The sequence below is a fragment of the Streptococcus sp. Marseille-Q7087 genome (assembly GCF_965111935.1).
In genome coordinates, this window is record NZ_CBCOPJ010000001.1 from 1,181,697 (window position 1) to 1,197,981 (window position 16,285).

General features: G+C 39.0%; 21 protein-coding genes, 1 tRNA gene and 1 other RNA gene. 5 read left to right on the plus strand and 18 right to left on the minus strand.

Features of this window, described 5'->3' with window-relative positions; all coding sequences use genetic code 11:
* Positions 1–149 precede the first annotated feature (149 nt).
* Positions 150–237, plus strand: a tRNA-Ser gene (locus ACWPVF_RS06185).
* 79 nt (positions 238–316) lie between these two features.
* Here ACWPVF_RS06185 and ACWPVF_RS06190 read toward each other — a convergent pair.
* The 5 genes from ACWPVF_RS06190 to ACWPVF_RS06210 all read right to left on the minus strand — a co-directional run bounded on the left by ACWPVF_RS06190 (position 317) and on the right by ACWPVF_RS06210 (position 5,188).
* Positions 317–1,651, minus strand: a complete 1,335-nt coding sequence (locus ACWPVF_RS06190; RefSeq protein ID WP_303943862.1) for an Nramp family divalent metal transporter — start codon at positions 1,649–1,651, stop codon at positions 317–319.
* 319 nt (positions 1,652–1,970) lie between these two features.
* Positions 1,971–2,318, minus strand: a transfer-messenger RNA (tmRNA) gene (gene ssrA, locus ACWPVF_RS06195).
* Between the two features lie 61 nt (positions 2,319–2,379).
* Positions 2,380–3,015, minus strand: coding sequence for an SGNH/GDSL hydrolase family protein (locus tag ACWPVF_RS06200; protein WP_045615522.1), 636 nt, complete (start codon positions 3,013–3,015; stop codon positions 2,380–2,382).
* Between the two features lies 1 nt (position 3,016).
* A complete protein-coding gene (locus tag ACWPVF_RS06205; protein WP_454385203.1) occupies positions 3,017–3,844 on the minus strand; it encodes an HAD family hydrolase in 828 nt (275 codons plus the stop codon).
* Positions 3,845–3,868: 24 nt separating this feature from the next.
* Entirely contained in the window at positions 3,869–5,188 is a 1,320-nt protein-coding gene (locus ACWPVF_RS06210; RefSeq protein WP_414307549.1) for a CapA family protein, read from the minus strand.
* A 158-nt stretch (positions 5,189–5,346) separates the two neighbouring features.
* Here ACWPVF_RS06210 and def point away from each other — a divergent pair, with 158 nt between their 5' ends.
* Together def and rlmB are read left to right on the plus strand one after the other, a co-directional pair.
* Positions 5,347–5,958 (plus strand): peptide deformylase, encoded by a 612-nt coding sequence (gene def, locus ACWPVF_RS06215; protein WP_414307550.1) that lies wholly within the window; start codon positions 5,347–5,349, stop codon positions 5,956–5,958.
* A 45-nt stretch (positions 5,959–6,003) separates the two neighbouring features.
* Complete coding sequence (gene rlmB / locus ACWPVF_RS06220; protein WP_016465611.1) at positions 6,004–6,732, plus strand: 23S rRNA (guanosine(2251)-2'-O)-methyltransferase RlmB; 729 nt, start codon at positions 6,004–6,006, stop codon at positions 6,730–6,732.
* A gap of 32 nt (positions 6,733–6,764) precedes the next feature.
* On the opposite strand, the gene trxB is transcribed toward rlmB, so the two are convergent.
* The 7 genes from trxB to ACWPVF_RS06255 all read right to left on the minus strand — a co-directional run bounded on the left by trxB (position 6,765) and on the right by ACWPVF_RS06255 (position 11,119).
* Positions 6,765–7,676: a thioredoxin-disulfide reductase gene (gene trxB / locus ACWPVF_RS06225; RefSeq protein ID WP_454385206.1), complete on the minus strand. Its 912-nt coding sequence runs from the start codon at positions 7,674–7,676 to the stop codon at positions 6,765–6,767.
* Between the two features lie 65 nt (positions 7,677–7,741).
* A complete protein-coding gene (locus ACWPVF_RS06230; RefSeq protein ID WP_045615516.1) occupies positions 7,742–7,966 on the minus strand; it encodes a DUF4059 family protein in 225 nt (74 codons plus the stop codon).
* Positions 7,967–8,045: 79 nt separating this feature from the next.
* Positions 8,046–8,789: an amino acid ABC transporter ATP-binding protein gene (locus ACWPVF_RS06235; protein WP_045615514.1), complete on the minus strand. Its 744-nt coding sequence runs from the start codon at positions 8,787–8,789 to the stop codon at positions 8,046–8,048.
* Complete coding sequence (locus tag ACWPVF_RS06240; protein WP_006149849.1) at positions 8,789–9,589, minus strand: amino acid ABC transporter permease; 801 nt, start codon at positions 9,587–9,589, stop codon at positions 8,789–8,791. The genes ACWPVF_RS06235 and ACWPVF_RS06240 overlap by 1 nt, the downstream gene beginning before the upstream one ends.
* Positions 9,590–9,745: 156 nt before the next feature.
* Positions 9,746–10,102, minus strand: a complete 357-nt coding sequence (locus ACWPVF_RS06245; protein ID WP_454385209.1) for a Spx/MgsR family RNA polymerase-binding regulatory protein — start codon at positions 10,100–10,102, stop codon at positions 9,746–9,748.
* A gap of 11 nt (positions 10,103–10,113) precedes the next feature.
* Positions 10,114–10,626: a methylated-DNA--[protein]-cysteine S-methyltransferase gene (locus tag ACWPVF_RS06250; RefSeq protein WP_454385211.1), complete on the minus strand. Its 513-nt coding sequence runs from the start codon at positions 10,624–10,626 to the stop codon at positions 10,114–10,116.
* Complete coding sequence (locus ACWPVF_RS06255) at positions 10,619–11,119, minus strand: N-acetyltransferase family protein (protein WP_454385806.1); 501 nt, start codon at positions 11,117–11,119, stop codon at positions 10,619–10,621. The genes ACWPVF_RS06250 and ACWPVF_RS06255 overlap by 8 nt, the downstream gene beginning before the upstream one ends.
* 134 nt (positions 11,120–11,253) lie before the next feature.
* Here ACWPVF_RS06255 and ACWPVF_RS06260 point away from each other — a divergent pair, with 134 nt between their 5' ends.
* Both ACWPVF_RS06260 and trhA read left to right on the plus strand, forming a co-directional pair.
* Positions 11,254–11,709, plus strand: coding sequence for a DUF1836 domain-containing protein (locus tag ACWPVF_RS06260; RefSeq protein WP_454385213.1), 456 nt, complete (start codon positions 11,254–11,256; stop codon positions 11,707–11,709).
* Positions 11,699–12,346, plus strand: coding sequence for a PAQR family membrane homeostasis protein TrhA (gene trhA / locus ACWPVF_RS06265; protein ID WP_454385215.1), 648 nt, complete (start codon positions 11,699–11,701; stop codon positions 12,344–12,346). The genes ACWPVF_RS06260 and trhA overlap by 11 nt, the downstream gene beginning before the upstream one ends.
* Before the next feature lie 32 nt (positions 12,347–12,378).
* Here the strand turns inward: trhA and pdxT are convergent, their stop codons facing one another.
* From pdxT to ACWPVF_RS06295, 6 genes are all read right to left on the minus strand, one after another.
* Positions 12,379–12,951, minus strand: coding sequence for a pyridoxal 5'-phosphate synthase glutaminase subunit PdxT (pdxT, locus tag ACWPVF_RS06270; RefSeq protein ID WP_454385217.1), 573 nt, complete (start codon positions 12,949–12,951; stop codon positions 12,379–12,381).
* Positions 12,952–13,827, minus strand: coding sequence for a pyridoxal 5'-phosphate synthase lyase subunit PdxS (gene pdxS, locus ACWPVF_RS06275; protein WP_454385808.1), 876 nt, complete (start codon positions 13,825–13,827; stop codon positions 12,952–12,954).
* A gap of 138 nt (positions 13,828–13,965) precedes the next feature.
* Complete coding sequence (locus ACWPVF_RS06280) at positions 13,966–14,598, minus strand: Pr6Pr family membrane protein (protein WP_049494849.1); 633 nt, start codon at positions 14,596–14,598, stop codon at positions 13,966–13,968.
* Positions 14,599–14,600: 2 nt separating this feature from the next.
* Positions 14,601–14,939, minus strand: a complete 339-nt coding sequence (locus ACWPVF_RS06285) for a zinc ribbon domain-containing protein YjdM (protein ID WP_414253836.1) — start codon at positions 14,937–14,939, stop codon at positions 14,601–14,603.
* A 139-nt stretch (positions 14,940–15,078) separates the two neighbouring features.
* Positions 15,079–15,750: a (d)CMP kinase gene (cmk, locus tag ACWPVF_RS06290; protein WP_454385220.1), complete on the minus strand. Its 672-nt coding sequence runs from the start codon at positions 15,748–15,750 to the stop codon at positions 15,079–15,081.
* Positions 15,751–15,758: 8 nt separating this feature from the next.
* Positions 15,759–16,250 carry an SAG1386/EF1546 family surface-associated protein gene (locus ACWPVF_RS06295; protein WP_454385222.1) on the minus strand — a complete coding sequence of 164 codons (492 nt, stop codon included), beginning with the start codon at positions 16,248–16,250 and terminating at the stop codon, positions 15,759–15,761.
* Positions 16,251–16,285 lie beyond the last annotated feature (35 nt).

Here is a 16,285-nt window from a genome sequence, read left to right on the forward strand (position 1 = left end):
TAACGATTACATTAATCATTCTATCACAAAAAAAAAAACAAAGTCAAGCGTTTTTTATCATTTTCTTTCACTTTCTGTCAAAACTCCTTCAATTTTTAAATAAATTTGCAAGAAAGTAGACTTTATGGTAGACTAGGTTAGTAACTATTGGAAGATTACTCAAGAGGCTTAAGAGGCCGTGTTGGAAACGCGGTAGGCGTGTAACAGCGTGCGTGGGTTCGAATCCCATGTCTTCCGTTTATTTTCTAAAAAAAGATACCCAAGAAATCTTGGGTATCTTTTTTTATATGTTAGCAATAGAACGAGGATGACCTTTTTAAAAAATATCAAATAGCAATTTCACATTGAGGATGGTCAAAATGACGGAAACAATATAACCTAGGATAGTATTCCACTTGGCATTGGTAAATTCTCCCATCAGTGATTTCTTAGAAGTGAGATAAATCAAAGGGAAGATTGAAAATGGAAGAGCGATTGAAAGAAAGACCTGTGAATAGACCAACAACTGATCCAAGGTTTTTTCCTGATGACCAAACAAAACCGCTACTATCATAACAGGTAGCAAGGCAAAGAGGCGTGTCGCCAAACGAATAAACCATTGTGGCAATCTCATATGTAAGAAACCTTCCATAACGATTTGTCCTGTCAAAGTACCTGTGATAGTCGAATTTTGACCACTGGCTAATAGGGCCAAGGCAAATAAAGTTGACAAGGTTGAGCTAGCTATGGCTCCCGCAATGGTTGAATCCTGCAAGGCATTATACATTTGAGAAAAAGCGGAAATTTCAGATGCATGTCCGAAGAAGAGGGCCGCCCCTAAAATCAAAAGAAGGGAGTTAACCACAAAGGCCAATGATAACTGGAGATTTGAATCCCAAGTCATAAAGCGCACGGCTTTTCGAACATCATTTTCGTCCTTGTGATTGATTTTTCGTGTCTGTGACAAGGATGAATGCAAATAAAGATTATGGGGCATAACAGTTGCTCCCACGATTCCTAGTGCCAAGGTTAATTGACTTTCATGTCCTGGCAAAGGACTTTCAAATAAGGTTGCATTCGGTAGATAACCCTCAACGATTCCTTGGAAGCTTGGATGTGACAAAGCTACAAGATAGGTAAAAATTGCTAGAATGGATAAAATCAGTGTTGTAACAATAGCTTCAATCTTCTTAAAGCCAAATTTCATCAAAAGCAATAAGAGAAAGACATCTAGAACCGTCAAGAGGATGGCTATCATAATCGGAATCTTAAAGAGAAGGTTGAGAGCAATGGCAGAACCGAGAACTTCTGCCAGGTCTGTCGCCATCAAGGCTAATTCTAAAATCACCCATAAGCTATAACGAAGCCATTTGGGTGAATGATGAGCCGTTGCTTGAGCCAGGTCCATCTGGGTTACAATCCCAAGCTTTCCTGCCATCTGCTGAAGCTGCATGGCAATAAGAGATGAAATAAAGATGACAAACAAGAGACTATACTTATAGGAAGCACCACCGACTACGCTGGTAATCCAGTTTCCTGGATCCATATAACCAACTGCTACAAGAGCACCGGGACCTAAAAAAGCCTTTAAATTTTGCCAGAAATGATTATTATTTGGAGTCTCGATAGACTGATTAATCTCAGAAAGTGAAACTTTTTTATGAGATGACATTTCTCTTTACCTCTTTCTAAACCTACCCTTTCACTGCTTATCATTACTGAAAGATAAACCTAAACTCATAAGATACTGAAAATTAAATGAAAACTAATTGATTGTTTTCATCATTTTTAACATACCTTAATTATAACACAAAATCTTAGAAAAAATTAATAAATTTAGAACTTGATTAGCCTTTTTAGAGATACAACGTAATGTTGTATCCTTTGTTGAATCCTTTTTTAAAAATGGATTACCAAGAAATATAAAAGAACAAAATAAAAAACGTTGTATTAACAACGCTTTAAAGATATTTATAAAATAAGTAAATTATTAATGGAGCCGGTGGGAGTCGAACCCACGTCCAAACACCTGCCAACATATTTGTCTACAACCATAGGTTATGTATTGTTTTAACAGTCCCTCGACACATAACTCAAGCCCAGGAACTGCGAGCCTATCAATCTCTTATCAAACTGCTAGACAAAGTTTGATCGTATCTCGCTAATAATAAGACCTGTCATCAGACACGAGCAATCCGATTCGGGTCACGCCTGCTGGTTTTTAGGCAGCTAGAGCGTAAGAAGTGTTATTTTTTGCAGTTATATTTAACTGAGCGTTTACGTCGCCACACGAGTTGCAAAATATGCCTCATAATGCCTGTCGAATCCGTAACGACCCCAAAAGACAACAGAACTATTATACCTTATCTGAGGGGAAATTGCAAAAATGTAAGCAAATACCTAGAAAACACCTATTTTCAAGGCATCTGATAGGGCCTGATAGCCAGAGACGCTAAGATGAAGACCATCTGTTGTATAGTCTGATTTGAGTTGTCCTTCCTGATCAAGTAGTTTGTCAAAAACAGATACATATTCTACCTGCATATAGGCTGATGCCAGTTCTTGGTAGGCTTGGTTCCACGCCTTGATTGTATCATTCTTACGAATATAAACAGTCTGTTTGAAATTCTCACTCTCATTGACCGGCAAGATGGAAACAAGCTTTATTTGTGACAGCGGATAGTCACGTGAAATGGTTTGAATCACACTCTCAAGATTGTTTAGTGCTTCCATCATTGGAACATCTTTTCCAATGTCATTTGTCCCAATCAATAATACAATTTGATCTACTGCATCACCATAGAGGTGGGCATCAAGATTCTTCAATAAAAGGCCAGTCTGATAGCCTCGAATGCCTCGATTCACAATCGTCTTTGACGTTCCTAGTAATTCTTGTAAAGGATAATACTCAATAATTGAATCACCAATAAAGATGATAGAGGGTTCAATTACCGAGATACGATTGAGTTCACGATACTTGGTTTGAATTTTCTCCTGCTCTTTTAAGAGCCAATTTTCTAAAAGTTGTACTGCCAAGTTATTCTCCTTTTTCTAGCCAATTTTCTAAAACTTGGTAAACACCTGCCTGACTGTTGGCTGGCGCCACTTTTGTCGCAACTTCCTTAACAGACTCCTCAGCATTTTCCATTGCGTAAGAAATTCCTGCCAACTCTAACATTTCGATGTCATTTTCACTGTCTCCAAAAGCCATGATTTGTTCTGGTTTTAAGTTCCAACGTTTGAGCAATTCCTCTAAGCCCCAAGCCTTATGAATCCCGTCCTGTAAGATATCAATACAGCCATATCCACTAGAAACAGCACGAACATGACCATCAAACAAGTCATTGATTTCCTGCAAAACTGCATCTGATCGTTCTTCACCAACAACCATACTCATCTTTAGAACACCACCGAATAAGCTGGAGTCAAATTCATCAACAAAGTGCATTCGTTGATAGAGCTTTTCAATCATCTCTGGAGTCATAAATTTATCAAGTTCTGTAAAAACAGTGCCTTCCTTAACAAAACCACCATTCATACCAGTGACGACAAACTGATCCTGGCATTCCCTACCTTTAAAATGGTCTAAAGCCCTATCAACCATGACATCATCCCAAGTTTGTGCCTGTAGCAATTTATCATTTTCGAATATACGAGCACCATTAGCAACCACGAGAACGACTCTATCTGCTAGATGTCCCAATAATTGTCGCATACGATGAACTTCATTTCCCGTAGCAATGACAAAACGAACGCCACGTTGATCGAAACGATCCAATATTTTTTCAAGCCGTGGTAGATCCAGTTGTCCTTTTGGGTCTAATAAAGTACCGTCCATATCCGTTGCTATTATCTTAATTTCCATTGTGTCTCCTTGAGGTTCGAATCACTACCACTTCAAACCTACATGTTCATTCATTTCTTTATAGGCTGTATCAATCCGTTCCTTGGTCGCCTCGTCTAACTGACTACGGTATTTTCCGCCCTCTATAAAATCTTCCAAGATATAGGTTTGGTAAAGATAGAGTGGGTAGCCTTCTGGAGAATAACCTCCTTTTGGAGTACGACTCACCCAGCTTGGATGGGCTTGGGCAGTTTCGATAGTCGTTTTACCGAATTTCTTCTTAATGGTCACATCCATGAGGACTCCACGTTCCGTCCACTTGGCATTTTCAACATCCTGCATGGTTTCAATCCGTTGATTTGAGATAAAATTCCCCATAGAGTAGATGATAAGCTTTTTATCACCGTTTTTTTCAATCGTTTCAGCTGGTTCAACAACGTGAGGGTGGCCACCAAAGATAATATCAGCTCCCCAATCAATCATTTTATGGTAAAGTTTCTTTTGCTCCTCAGTCGGCTCAATTTGATACTCAACTCCCATCTGAGGCATGATAATTGTAATATCTGCCTCTTTCTCTGCTCGCTCAATTTCAGCCTTCATTTTATCTTCATCTAAGTCTGAAAGATAACGATTATAATCCTCTTGAGAAATGCTTTGTTCAATGCCGTTAAAACCATAGGAATAAGCTAAAAGGGCAACTTTAATCCCATTGACTTCCTTGATGACAATAGGTGCTTTATCTCGTGGTTCATGAGTGTAGACTCCGATTGGTGTCATTCCAGCTTTTTCAATCGCATCTGCGGTTGAAACTACTCCCTCAATTTGAGAATCCAAGATATGATTATGAGCCAAGTCTAGCACTTGATAGCCTGCATCTTTTATAGCGTCCATGACTTCACCAGGTGCATTAAATAAGGGATAACCTGCAAGATAGTGATCTTTATTTACAGTTCCTTCAAAATCACCAATGACTAAGTCAGCTTGCTTAAGCCAAGACTTCACGTATTCAAAATTTTCATGAAAATCGTAGGTGCCATCTGACTTTTTTGCTGAGATGTAAATAATATCATGGTAGAGCAAATCACCATTTGCCATGATACGAGCACTTGTTTCCTGTTCTGTTACAGTATTCTTCTCCTTATAATTAGCGCTCTGACTCACTGTAGTTGCACTACTATTTTCTAAAGGAATTCCCTTTAGCCCTTCAGCTAATAAGGTCAATACCATCGAAATAGCAACTACAATCAACAAAACCACAATAAAGGTTTTATTACTCCATTGGCGATAGTTTCTAAAAAATCGAATCAATTTCTCGAAAAGCCGTAAGATAGGACCATTTTGATTTCTACTACTACGTTTTTCCATCTTTTTCTCCTTACTTTTTGATGCAAGTCTCCTTACTTTATTATACCACAGACAAATAGGTATTTCCTTTTATTCTAATATTTTTTAACAGCTTCTGTGACTTTCTTTCTCATCTGTTTTGTGTTATCATGTAAATGTAATGTAAGGAAGGAGAGAACATGTCTGCTATAGAACGTATTACAAAAGCTTCACATTTGATCGATATGAAAGATATTATCCGCGAGGGCAATCCAACCCTGCGTGCTGTTGCTGAGGAGGTCACTTTCCCATTGAGTGATCAAGATATTATCCTCGGTGAGAAAATGATGCAATTTTTGAAACATTCACAAGATCCAGTTATGGCTGAAAAACTTGGACTACGTGGAGGAGTTGGACTTGCAGCACCACAATTGGACATCTCAAAACGCATCATCGCTGTTTTGGTTCCAAATATCACTGAAGATGGTGAAACACCTCAGGAAGCCTATGACTTACAAGCTGTAATGTACAATCCTAAAATCGTATCACATTCAGTCCAAGATGCTACTCTAGGCGAGGGAGAAGGTTGTCTATCAGTCGATCGAGCTGTACCTGGTTATGTTATTCGCCATGCTCGAGTAACTGTCGACTATTTCGACAAGGACGGCCAAAAACATCGTATCAAGTTAAAAGGCTACAACTCAATCGTTGTTCAACATGAAATCGACCACTTGAATGGTATTATGTTTTACGACCGTATCAATGAAAAAGATCCTTTTGCAGTCAAAGAAGGTCTACTCATTCTTGAATAAAGAAAAATCCCGTTGCAAGACGGGGTTTTATGTTATAATAGAGCCATGAAAACAAATGATATTGTCTATGGCGTTCACGCCGTTACGGAAGCACTTTTAGCAAACACAGGAAATAAACTCTATCTCCAAGATGATCTACGAGGAAAAAATGTAGAAAAAGTAAAAGAACTAGCTACTGAAAAGAAAGTATCCATCTCTTGGACTTCAAAAAAGGCCCTTTCTGAAATGACTGAAGGAGCTGTTCACCAGGGCTTTGTCCTACGTGTTTCTGAATTCGCCTATACAGAACTTGAGCAGATTCTTGCAAAAACACGCCAAGAAGAAAACCCACTACTACTAATTCTTGATGGTTTAACAGATCCACATAATCTCGGTTCTATCTTGAGAACAGCGGATGCAACCAATGTTTCAGGTGTTATTATTCCAAAACACCGAGCTGTCGGCGTCACTCCAGTTGTTGCTAAAACAGCGACTGGTGCTATCGAGCACGTTCCTATCGCCCGAGTCACTAATCTCAGTCAAACCTTGGACAAACTCAAAGACGAGGGATTCTGGACTTTTGGAACTGATATGAACGGAACACCTTGCCATAAATGGAATACAAGTGGCAAAGTTGCTCTCATTATCGGAAATGAAGGAAAAGGTATCTCAAGTAACATCAAGAAACAAGTAGACGAGATGATAACTATTCCAATGAATGGACATGTACAAAGCCTCAATGCCAGTGTTGCTGCAGCTATTCTCATGTACGAAGTCTTCCGAAATCGATTATAAAAAAGTTTCCAATCGTTTGATTGGAAACTTTTTTAACTATGTTCAGTAATATATTTATAAGCTTCTTGACCTGCAATAGCGCCATCTCCAACAGCTGTTGTAACTTGTCGAAGGTCTTTTTGACGAACATCCCCAACTGCAAAGACCCCTGCAACACTTGTCTTCATGTGATCATCTGTCACAATCCAACCAGCCTGGTCTTGAATGTGCAAATCTTTTGTAAAATCGCTAACAGGGTCTAAACCAACGTAGATGAAGACACCACCAAAGGCATGTTCAGTCACTTGATTTGTTTTAACATTTTCAATGACAACTGACTCCACACGATTTTCACCCTTGATTTCTTTGACAACAGAATCCCAAATGAAATTGATTTTTTCATTGGCAAAAGCTCTATCTTGCAAGACTTTTTGAGCACGAAGTTCATCGCGACGGTGAACGATGGTTACAGACTTAGCAAATCGTGTTAAGAAGATTGCTTCTTCAACAGCTGAGTCCCCACCACCTACAACCAACAAATCTTGGTCACGGAAAAAGGCTCCATCACAAACTGCACAGTAAGAAACACCACGGCTATTGAGTTCTTCTTCACCTGGAACTCCCAAGAGACGGTGTTTAGAACCAGTCGCCACAATAACTGTACGTGTTTCAAATTCTTCATCAGCTGTGATAACTTTTTTTACATCACCATGGTCTTCAACATTTTCAACGAAGCCATAGAGATGCTCAACACCTAGATTTTCAAGAGGTTCAAACATCTTTTCTGCTAATTCTGGGCCACTGATATTGGCATAACCTGGATAGTTTTCAATATCAGAAGTATTATTCATCTGACCACCAGGAAGCCCACCTTCAATCAAAGCAACTTTCAGATTACTGCGTGCTGCATACAAGGCTGCAGTCATCCCAGCAGGACCTGCACCGATAATAATCGTATCGTACATTCTCTTTCCTTCTTTCTTGTTGTAACTATTTTTATTCTAACGGATTATATCCTATTTAACAACTATTATGCCTTGAGAACCAACAAGATACTCATGGTTGCAAAAGACAGTACTGGAATTATCAAAACTCCAATCATAATCATATCGTAGAGGTGGGCTTGACGTTCCTTAGCAGTTTTATCGACTCCTGATAGAGCTCTAAAACCAATCCAAAGCCCTAAAACCAGTAAGACCAGTAGTATCGTCAACACTAAACTCTCTAAATATAAAGCAAATAGCTGGACTAACATGCTCTCTCTCATTTCTATTAATTTTAAAGAGCAAACCCAGTTAGCTTAGCCAACTGAGTTTTTCTTATCTTCTATTATATCAAATGTAGGTCCGTTTGTAACTAGCAAAGAATTCTTTTGTTCGTTCTTCTTTCGGATGATTGATAATCTCATCTGGTGTTCCAGACTCAATAATCTTTCCTTTATCCAAGAACAAAACCTTATCAGCCACTTGAGAGACAAAGGACATGTCATGACTAACCAAAATCATGGTTTGGCCTGATTTAGCGGCATTAGCTATAGATCTTTCTACCTCACCAACCAATTCTGGGTCCAGTGCTGAAGTTGGTTCATCTAAGAGCAAGACGTCCGGTTTCATGGCCAAAGCACGCGCCAAGGCTACCCGTTGTTTTTGTCCACCTGACAAGTGACGAGGATAGTGTTGTTGACGATCAGATAGACCAACCTTAGCCAACTCTTCTTTGGCTATCTTAGTCGCTTCTTCATCTGATAGTTTTTTAACTACTACCAAACCTTCCTTGACATTGTCTAAGGCCGTTCTACGCTCAAACAGATTGAACTGTTGGAACACCATAGATAGTTTGCGGCGAAGAGTCAGAATTTCTTCTTGTGTAATTTGAGAAAAATCCACTTTGAAATCATCAATCTGAATACTTCCACTATCGGGAGTTTCCAAGTAATTTAAGCTACGAAGAAAGGTTGATTTTCCAGCTCCTGATGAACCAATAAGAGCAACGACCTCTCCTTTTTGAATATCTAAGTTCAGATGATCCAAAACGGTCTGACCTGAAAAGGATTTGCTTAAATTTGAAATTTTAATCATTAGCGAAGCTCTCCTTTCACATCTGTCTCAACATTATCTGGTGCTGAAATCGCCATTTTTCTCTCAATAAAGCGACCAAGATTTTCAATAGCAATATTTACAACCCAATAAACTAGAGCTACTGAAATAAAACGTTCGAAGTAACGATAGTCTGCACCACCTAAAATCTGTGCTTGGGCAAAGACTTCTACAACACCTGCACTGAAGGCTAGGGAAGTTCCCTTGGTCAAGCCAATGAGGGAGTTAATCAAAGTTGGTGTTGCAACCACAGCTGCATTTGGAATAATCACACGGCGATAAACTTGTGCACGTGTCATCCCAAGACTGCGAGCAGCTTCAATCTCACCTGGATTTACAGAAAGAATGGCTGCACGGATAGTTTCACTAGCATAGGCTGCCTCGTTAAAGGCAAAGGCTACAATCGCAAACGCTGCAGCTGGAATCGCATTGATATTAAATGCAGTTCCCCATTGTTGATTCAATGCTTTAAGTGCCAAAGGAATTCCGTAATAGGTCAACATGAGTTGTACTAAAATAGGAGTTCCTTTTAAGAAACTAACAAAAAAGGCTTGTAATGGATAAAGAATTCTAACGCGATTGATTTTTACAATGGCAAAAAGCAGGGCTAGCATAATTCCAAAAAAAGCACCAAATACAGTCAACATCAAAGTTGTCGGTAATTGCTGTACAATTCTTGGAATCCCATCAAAGACAGAACGCCAACTAAAGAGTTTGCCGTCTGGGATATATTGCATCAAATTTTGATACCAATCAGATGCTAAAATCGTTGTAACATTCATAGAAACATCCTCTCAAGATAATGATTCATTCTATCATACTTATGCTCTAATTAAAAATATTTGCTACGGGCATATCAGATTTCATCTACCTTCTAGTTTATCATACTTTAAAAGTGGGAGGTTATATATTTTATCTATCAAGGAGATAGACAAAAACTAATTCAGATCCAAGTTACTGTATGTTTTACGATAGCCAATTTGTTTTACAAGACCATTTTCAACTAGTATCGGACGTTTTAACAGCATACCATCACTAGCTAAGAGTTTGGCTGCTTCTTTGTTTGACAATGTTCCAACCTTATCTTTCAATCCGAGTTCACGATATTTGATGCCACTAGTATTGAAAAATTGCTTCAATTCAAATCCCGAAGTTTCGAGCCAGTTTAAAATGACCTTTTCACTCGGAGTCTCTTCAACGATATGAACGTCTTTATATTCTAGTCCAAGTTGATCTAATTCTTTCTTAGCTTTTTTACAAGTTGTACATTTTGGATATTCGATAAATTCTAACATTTTTTCTCTTTCTATTTTTTATTTTCTTGATAACTTGCACCTTCATGATTTAAGAGCCAAGCCTTCTTTTCGAGCCCCCAAGCATAGCCTGTCAGACGTCCTCCAGCACCTAGCACACGGTGACAGGGGACAAGAATAGACCAGGGATTGCGACCTACTGCTCCTCCGACTGCTTGGGCAGAAGCCACTTGCAAGTCCTTAGCTATTTGTCCATAGGTAACAGTCTGTCCAAAAGGAATTCCACGCAAGTAGTTCCAGACTCTTTTTTCGAAGTCACTACCAACAGGAGCTAAAGGCATCTCAGATAAGTCTTGATCTTGCCCCTTAAAATAAGTCTCTAAATAGGAAGTAATTTGATTTAAAATGGGATGACTTTCAACAAGAGTTACATCATTTTCAGATAATCCCTTCTCAAAATCGCTCTCTTCTTCAATCCATATCCCAAACAGACAGTGGTCATCTGCTATCAGAGATAGGGGACCAATCGGAGACTTGTATAACATCTTTGCATACTTTTTAGACATTCGAATTTAATTTTTGGTAGGCCAAGCGTTCCCCATCTACTGGAACTTTACCAACTTGTTTAAAACCTAGCTTTTCAAAAATATGTTGCATAGCTTTGTTTTTAGCGTGCGTATCTGAACGAAAATCTAGATAATCAAAGCCTTCAATCAAGCCTTCCAAAAAGGTCTGGGCAACACCTTGTCCTTGCACATCACTAGCGACAGCAATACGGTGAAAAACTAGATACTCTGACTCTCTTCCTTCCCAGCTTCCATCATAAATTGCTTCATACGCTTTTTCTGGGCTCTTGGTTACTGCTGCATAAGCTAAGAGTACCCCTTCTTCCAGGGCTACATAAGCCTGACCTGAGATAATATCTTCGATAATCGTATCAGTATTTGGATAACCATTTTGCCACTGAGTGCTACCGGCTTCTGCTAAACATTTCTTGGCTCCCTCAATCACCTGCATAATCGCATCAACTTCGTTTGGGAAGGCTAAGCGAATCTCCATCATCTTTCCTCTTTTCATACTATTTTCTCTCATCATAGCATAATTTAATTCTTTCTACAAGCAGTTGAGGCTTGACTTTTAATTTCTATTATTTTATAATCTAGTTGTCAAAACTAGATAAAAAGGAGTTGGAAATGAAAACTGCTTTTTCCTATCCAAAATGGGAAGAAATTCCAAATATCAATCTCTACCTGGACCAGGTTTTACTCTATGTCAATCAGATTTGCCCTCCAGTTTCTCCAGATAAGGAGAAAGGTTTGACAGCATCCATGGTTAATAACTATGTCAAACATGGCTATATGAGTAAACCCGAAAAGAAAAAATACCAACGTAAACAAATTGCTCGTTTGATTGCTATTTCGACTCTTAAGTCTGTTTTTTCGATTCAGGAAATCGCTCAAACCCTTAATACTCTACAAACAGAAACGAACTCAGAAGAACTTTACAACGCTTTTGTGAACTATATGAATGAAGACATAGACCCAGCTAATCCTATTATCCGAGCAAGCTGCCAAACAGTCAAGCTCTATCATCAAACACTAGCACTAGTCTATACAGAAACCGAAGAGGAGGAAACAAATGAATACTAGCTTAAAACTTAGCAAGCGACTTAGTTTTGGAGAAGAAATAGCTAACAGTGTCACCCATGCTGTCGGTGCAGTTATCATGCTGATTTTACTTCCTATTTCATCAACCTACAGTTATGAGGCCCATGGATTTTTATCATTCCTTGGTGTTTCGATTTTTGTCATCAGCCTTTTTCTCATGTTTCTTTCATCCACTATTTATCATTCTATGGCTTACGGTTCCACTCATAAGTATGTCTTGCGTATCATCGACCATTCCATGATTTATGTGGCGATCGCTGGATCTTATACTCCTGTGGTTTTAACTTTGATGAACAACTGGTTTGGTTATCTGATTATTGCTATCCAGTGGGGAACAACTATTTTTGGTATTCTTTATAAAATCTTTGCCAAAAAAGTCAATGAAAAATTTAGTCTCATTCTCTACCTCATCATGGGATGGCTAGTTGTAGCAATCTTACCAGCAATTATCAGCCAAACAAGTCCAATGTTCTGGTGTCTCATGGTATCAGGAGGTCTATGCTATACAGTTGGTGCTGGGTTCTACGCTAAGAAGAAACCATACTTTCATATGATTTGGCATCTCTTCATCCTCGCAGCCTCTGCTCTGCAATACATTGCCATTGTTTATTATATGTAAAAAAAGAAGTTGGGAAAATCCCAACCTCTTTTTTATTTGCACATATTGATAAAATACTGGTGCAAGCGAAGATCATTTGTCAATTCCGGATGAAATGAAGTCACTAGCATATTCTTTTCTTGAGCGGCAACGATTTGATGATTCACTACTGCCAGAACATCAACACCCTTACCAACTTCACTAATAATAGGTCCACGGATAAAGGTCATGGGAATTTTGCCAACACCCTTACAGTCTGCCTCAGTATAAAAACTTCCTAGCTGACGCCCATAGGCATTACGCTCTACTACTATATCCATAGTCGCCAGATGACTTTCCTCTTGAGAAGCGATTTGTCTCGCTAGCAAAATCAAACCGGCACAAGTCCCAAAGACTGGTAAGCCATTGAAAATAGCTTCTCTTAGAGGGAGTAGCATATTCTGATCACGTAGGAGTTTTCCCATAGCTGTCGACTCACCGCCAGGTAAAATCAAACCTGACAAGTCACTCTGATGTTGTTGAAAATCTTCAAGATTTCGCAATTCAATACTTTCAACTCCTAGTTCAGCAAGCACTTTTTCATGTTCTACAAAGGCTCCCTGCAAGGCTAATATTCCGATTTTCATCTATTTTCCTCGCTCAGCCATGAGAATTTGGATTTCATTTTCATTGATACCAACCATGGCTTCACCTAAATCTTCAGAGATTTCAGCTAGAATTTGAGGATTTTGATAATTCGTAACAGCCTTAACAATAGCTGCTGCACGTTTGACAGGATCACCTGACTTGAAAATCCCTGAGCCGACAAAGACGCCTTCCGCACCGAGTTGCATCATAAGAGCTGCATCTGCTGGTGTTGCCACACCTCCAGCTGCAAAGTTGACAACTGGTAATTTCCCATGTTCGTGGACGTATTGAACTAATTCTATTGGAACTTGGAGTTCTTTTGCTGCGACATAGAGTTCATCTTCACGGATATTTTGAATGCGACGGATTTCTTGATTCATCATACGCATATGACGGACTGCCTGAACGATGTCTCCTGTTCCTGGTTCCCCTTTTGTACGAATCATCGATGCTCCTTCAGCAATACGACGCAAGGCTTCTCCTAGGTCTTTTGCACCACAAACAAAAGGAACTTGGAATTCTTTCTTGTCCACATGGAAACGATCGTCAGCTGGAGATAACACTTCACTTTCATCGATATAGTCAATCTCGATAGCTTCTAAAATCTGAGCTTCAACAAAATGCCCAATTCGAACCTTAGCCATAACTGGAATGCTGACCGCTTCTTGAATTTCCTTGATCATCTTTGGATCACTCATACGAGAGACACCACCGGCCGCACGAATATCAGCTGGGATTCGCTCCAAAGCCATAACCGCTGCTGCACCTGCAGCCTCTGCAATTCTTGCTTGTTCAGGGTTTTGAACGTCCATGATGACGCCACCTTTAAGCATTTGTGCCAAATTTTTATTTAATTCATAACGATTTTCAGTCATTTTTTCTTCCTCAATAGTTGTGTTGGTAGCTACAGTTTTATTGTAAAGTAAAAAAGACTGCATAACAAGATAAAATAAATCAATTTGTCCGGGTACAATTATTTCTATCATAAAAAAAGCACCCACATAGGGGTACTCTTATTTCTTAGATTTTTTAATGCTTTTCACAAGATAAAAGAGATATCCTGAAACCATATAAGCAACAAAGATAGTGGCTGCCCATTTAAAGACAAAGCCCCAACCATGTTTGGTAGCATTCAAAAAGAAATAAGGGAAGGGACTATCCTTAGCATTAGGGACATCCATCTTTAGAACAAAACCGTTTAAGAGGGCAAAAATCATATAAAGCAAAGGAAGACTAGTCCAAAGCATGGGATCAACCAACTTATATTGGCGACTCTTGTCAAAAATAATTGTATCTGCTAAAAACCAGAGAGGGACAATATAATGGCACAGGAAGTTTTCCAAACGGTAAAAATCTGTCGTCAAAGGAGCTAGCATGAAATGATAGATGACACAAGTAATCATAATACTCATAGTGACGCCACCTTTGAGACGTAGAATACCAGGACTCTGCCAACTATCACCACCACTACGCATCTTTAACAAAAGATAACCTGTAAAGAGTACAACCAAAAGGTTAGAAAGTACTGTGTAGTAAAGCAACATCCCTAAACCACCGCGTTTGGTAATCTCCAAGTATACACCGGTAAAGGCTGCTATAAATAAAAAGATACGACTATAAAATATTACTTTTTCGTTTTTAATCATGATTAAATCTTCTTCACAAATTCCGACTTAAGCTTCATGGCACCAAAACCATCAATTTTACAGTCGATGTTGTGGTCACCTTCTACAATACGGATGTTTTTAACACGAGTTCCTTGCTTCAGGTCTTTAGGTGCACCTTTTACCTTAAGGTCCTTAATCAAAGTGACTGTATCTCCATCAGCTAGTTTATTTCCATTTGCATCGATGGCAACAACTCCTTCTTCAACTTCTGCTTGCTCAGCAGGATTCCACTCATAAGCACATTCTGGGCAAACAAGAAGTGTGCCATCTTCATATACGTATTCTGAATTACATTTTGGGCAATTTGGTAAATGATTCATTTTATCTCCTTAAAAAATGTTGATTGTTTGATTGTCAAATTTTCTTTAACAGCAACTATTATACCTTAAAACAGACTATTTGACAAATCATGATAAAAAAACGATCAACCGAAACCCGGTTCATCGTTTTTTTAGTTTCTTATAAATGTTTTTGTGCTTCTGATTTGATTTTTTCAACAACCTCTAAAATAGAGAGTCCAGTTGTATCTAAATAGATTGCATCCTCAGCTTGTTTTAGAGGCGAAGTTTCACGATGACTATCTTTGTAGTCACGCGCAGCAATCTCTTCCTTCAAAGTTTCCAAATCCGTTTCGATTCCCTTTGAAAGATTTTCTTTGTAACGACGTTCTGCACGTTCATCTACAGATGCTACAAGAAAAATCTTTAATTCAGCCTTAGGCAAGACCACTGTACCAATATCACGACCATCCATGACAATACCACCTTGCTTGGCAATCTCTTGCTGAAGGGCTACTAATTTTTCTCGAACAGCTGGAATCGCCGCAAAGGCAGAAACAGCATTGGTTACTTCATTTTCACGGATTGGATTTGTCACATCGACATCTCCAACAAAAACAAGCTGTTCTCCTGTTTCAGCGCGACCAAAGCTAATCGGATATTGTTCCAGTAATTCAAGAAGTCGTGAAGACTCTTCTGGACTAACTTGGTTGTTCAAAGCGATGTAAGTCGCAGCACGATACATAGCACCCGTATCCAGATACGTATAACCAAAGTCCTTAGCGATAATCTTAGCTACCGTACTCTTACCACTGGAAGCTGGCCCATCAATAGCAATCTGAATTGTTTTCATCGTCACTCCTATCTTGTCTTAAGGACATCACCTGGATTTGCAAACCAAGTTCCAGTAGACATATGACCAGGGTTTAAAGCTTCAAGTTGAGCAATGGAGATTCCAGCTCGAGCAGCAATGGCTGCTTCACCCTCTCCTGGCAAGACTGTAATTGTGCCCTCAGAATCAGTATGTGCTTCTGTATGTTCTTGTTGAGTTGTTTCTGCTTCTGTTGACTCTGTTGACTGAGCAGTAGTAGCCACTGTTGTAACTTGCTCTACTTTTGGTGCTGAAGAATCATAAAAATCTTTCAAAGCTGAAGTACGATCACTTCCACCTGATGACAAGTAGACTAATACAACTACCATCCCAACAACAATCACAAAGAAAAGAATCGCTAGAACAGTTAAAATACGATTCGCCACGACACCTGAACCTTTTTTGTTTCGTTGACGACGTTCTGTTCTTGTTTCTTCTTCCTGGTTCTCATAAATATCTTCTTGCCACGGTTCCTTTTCCATACCTTACTCCTTGAGTTTTTTTTAGTTTCTTATTA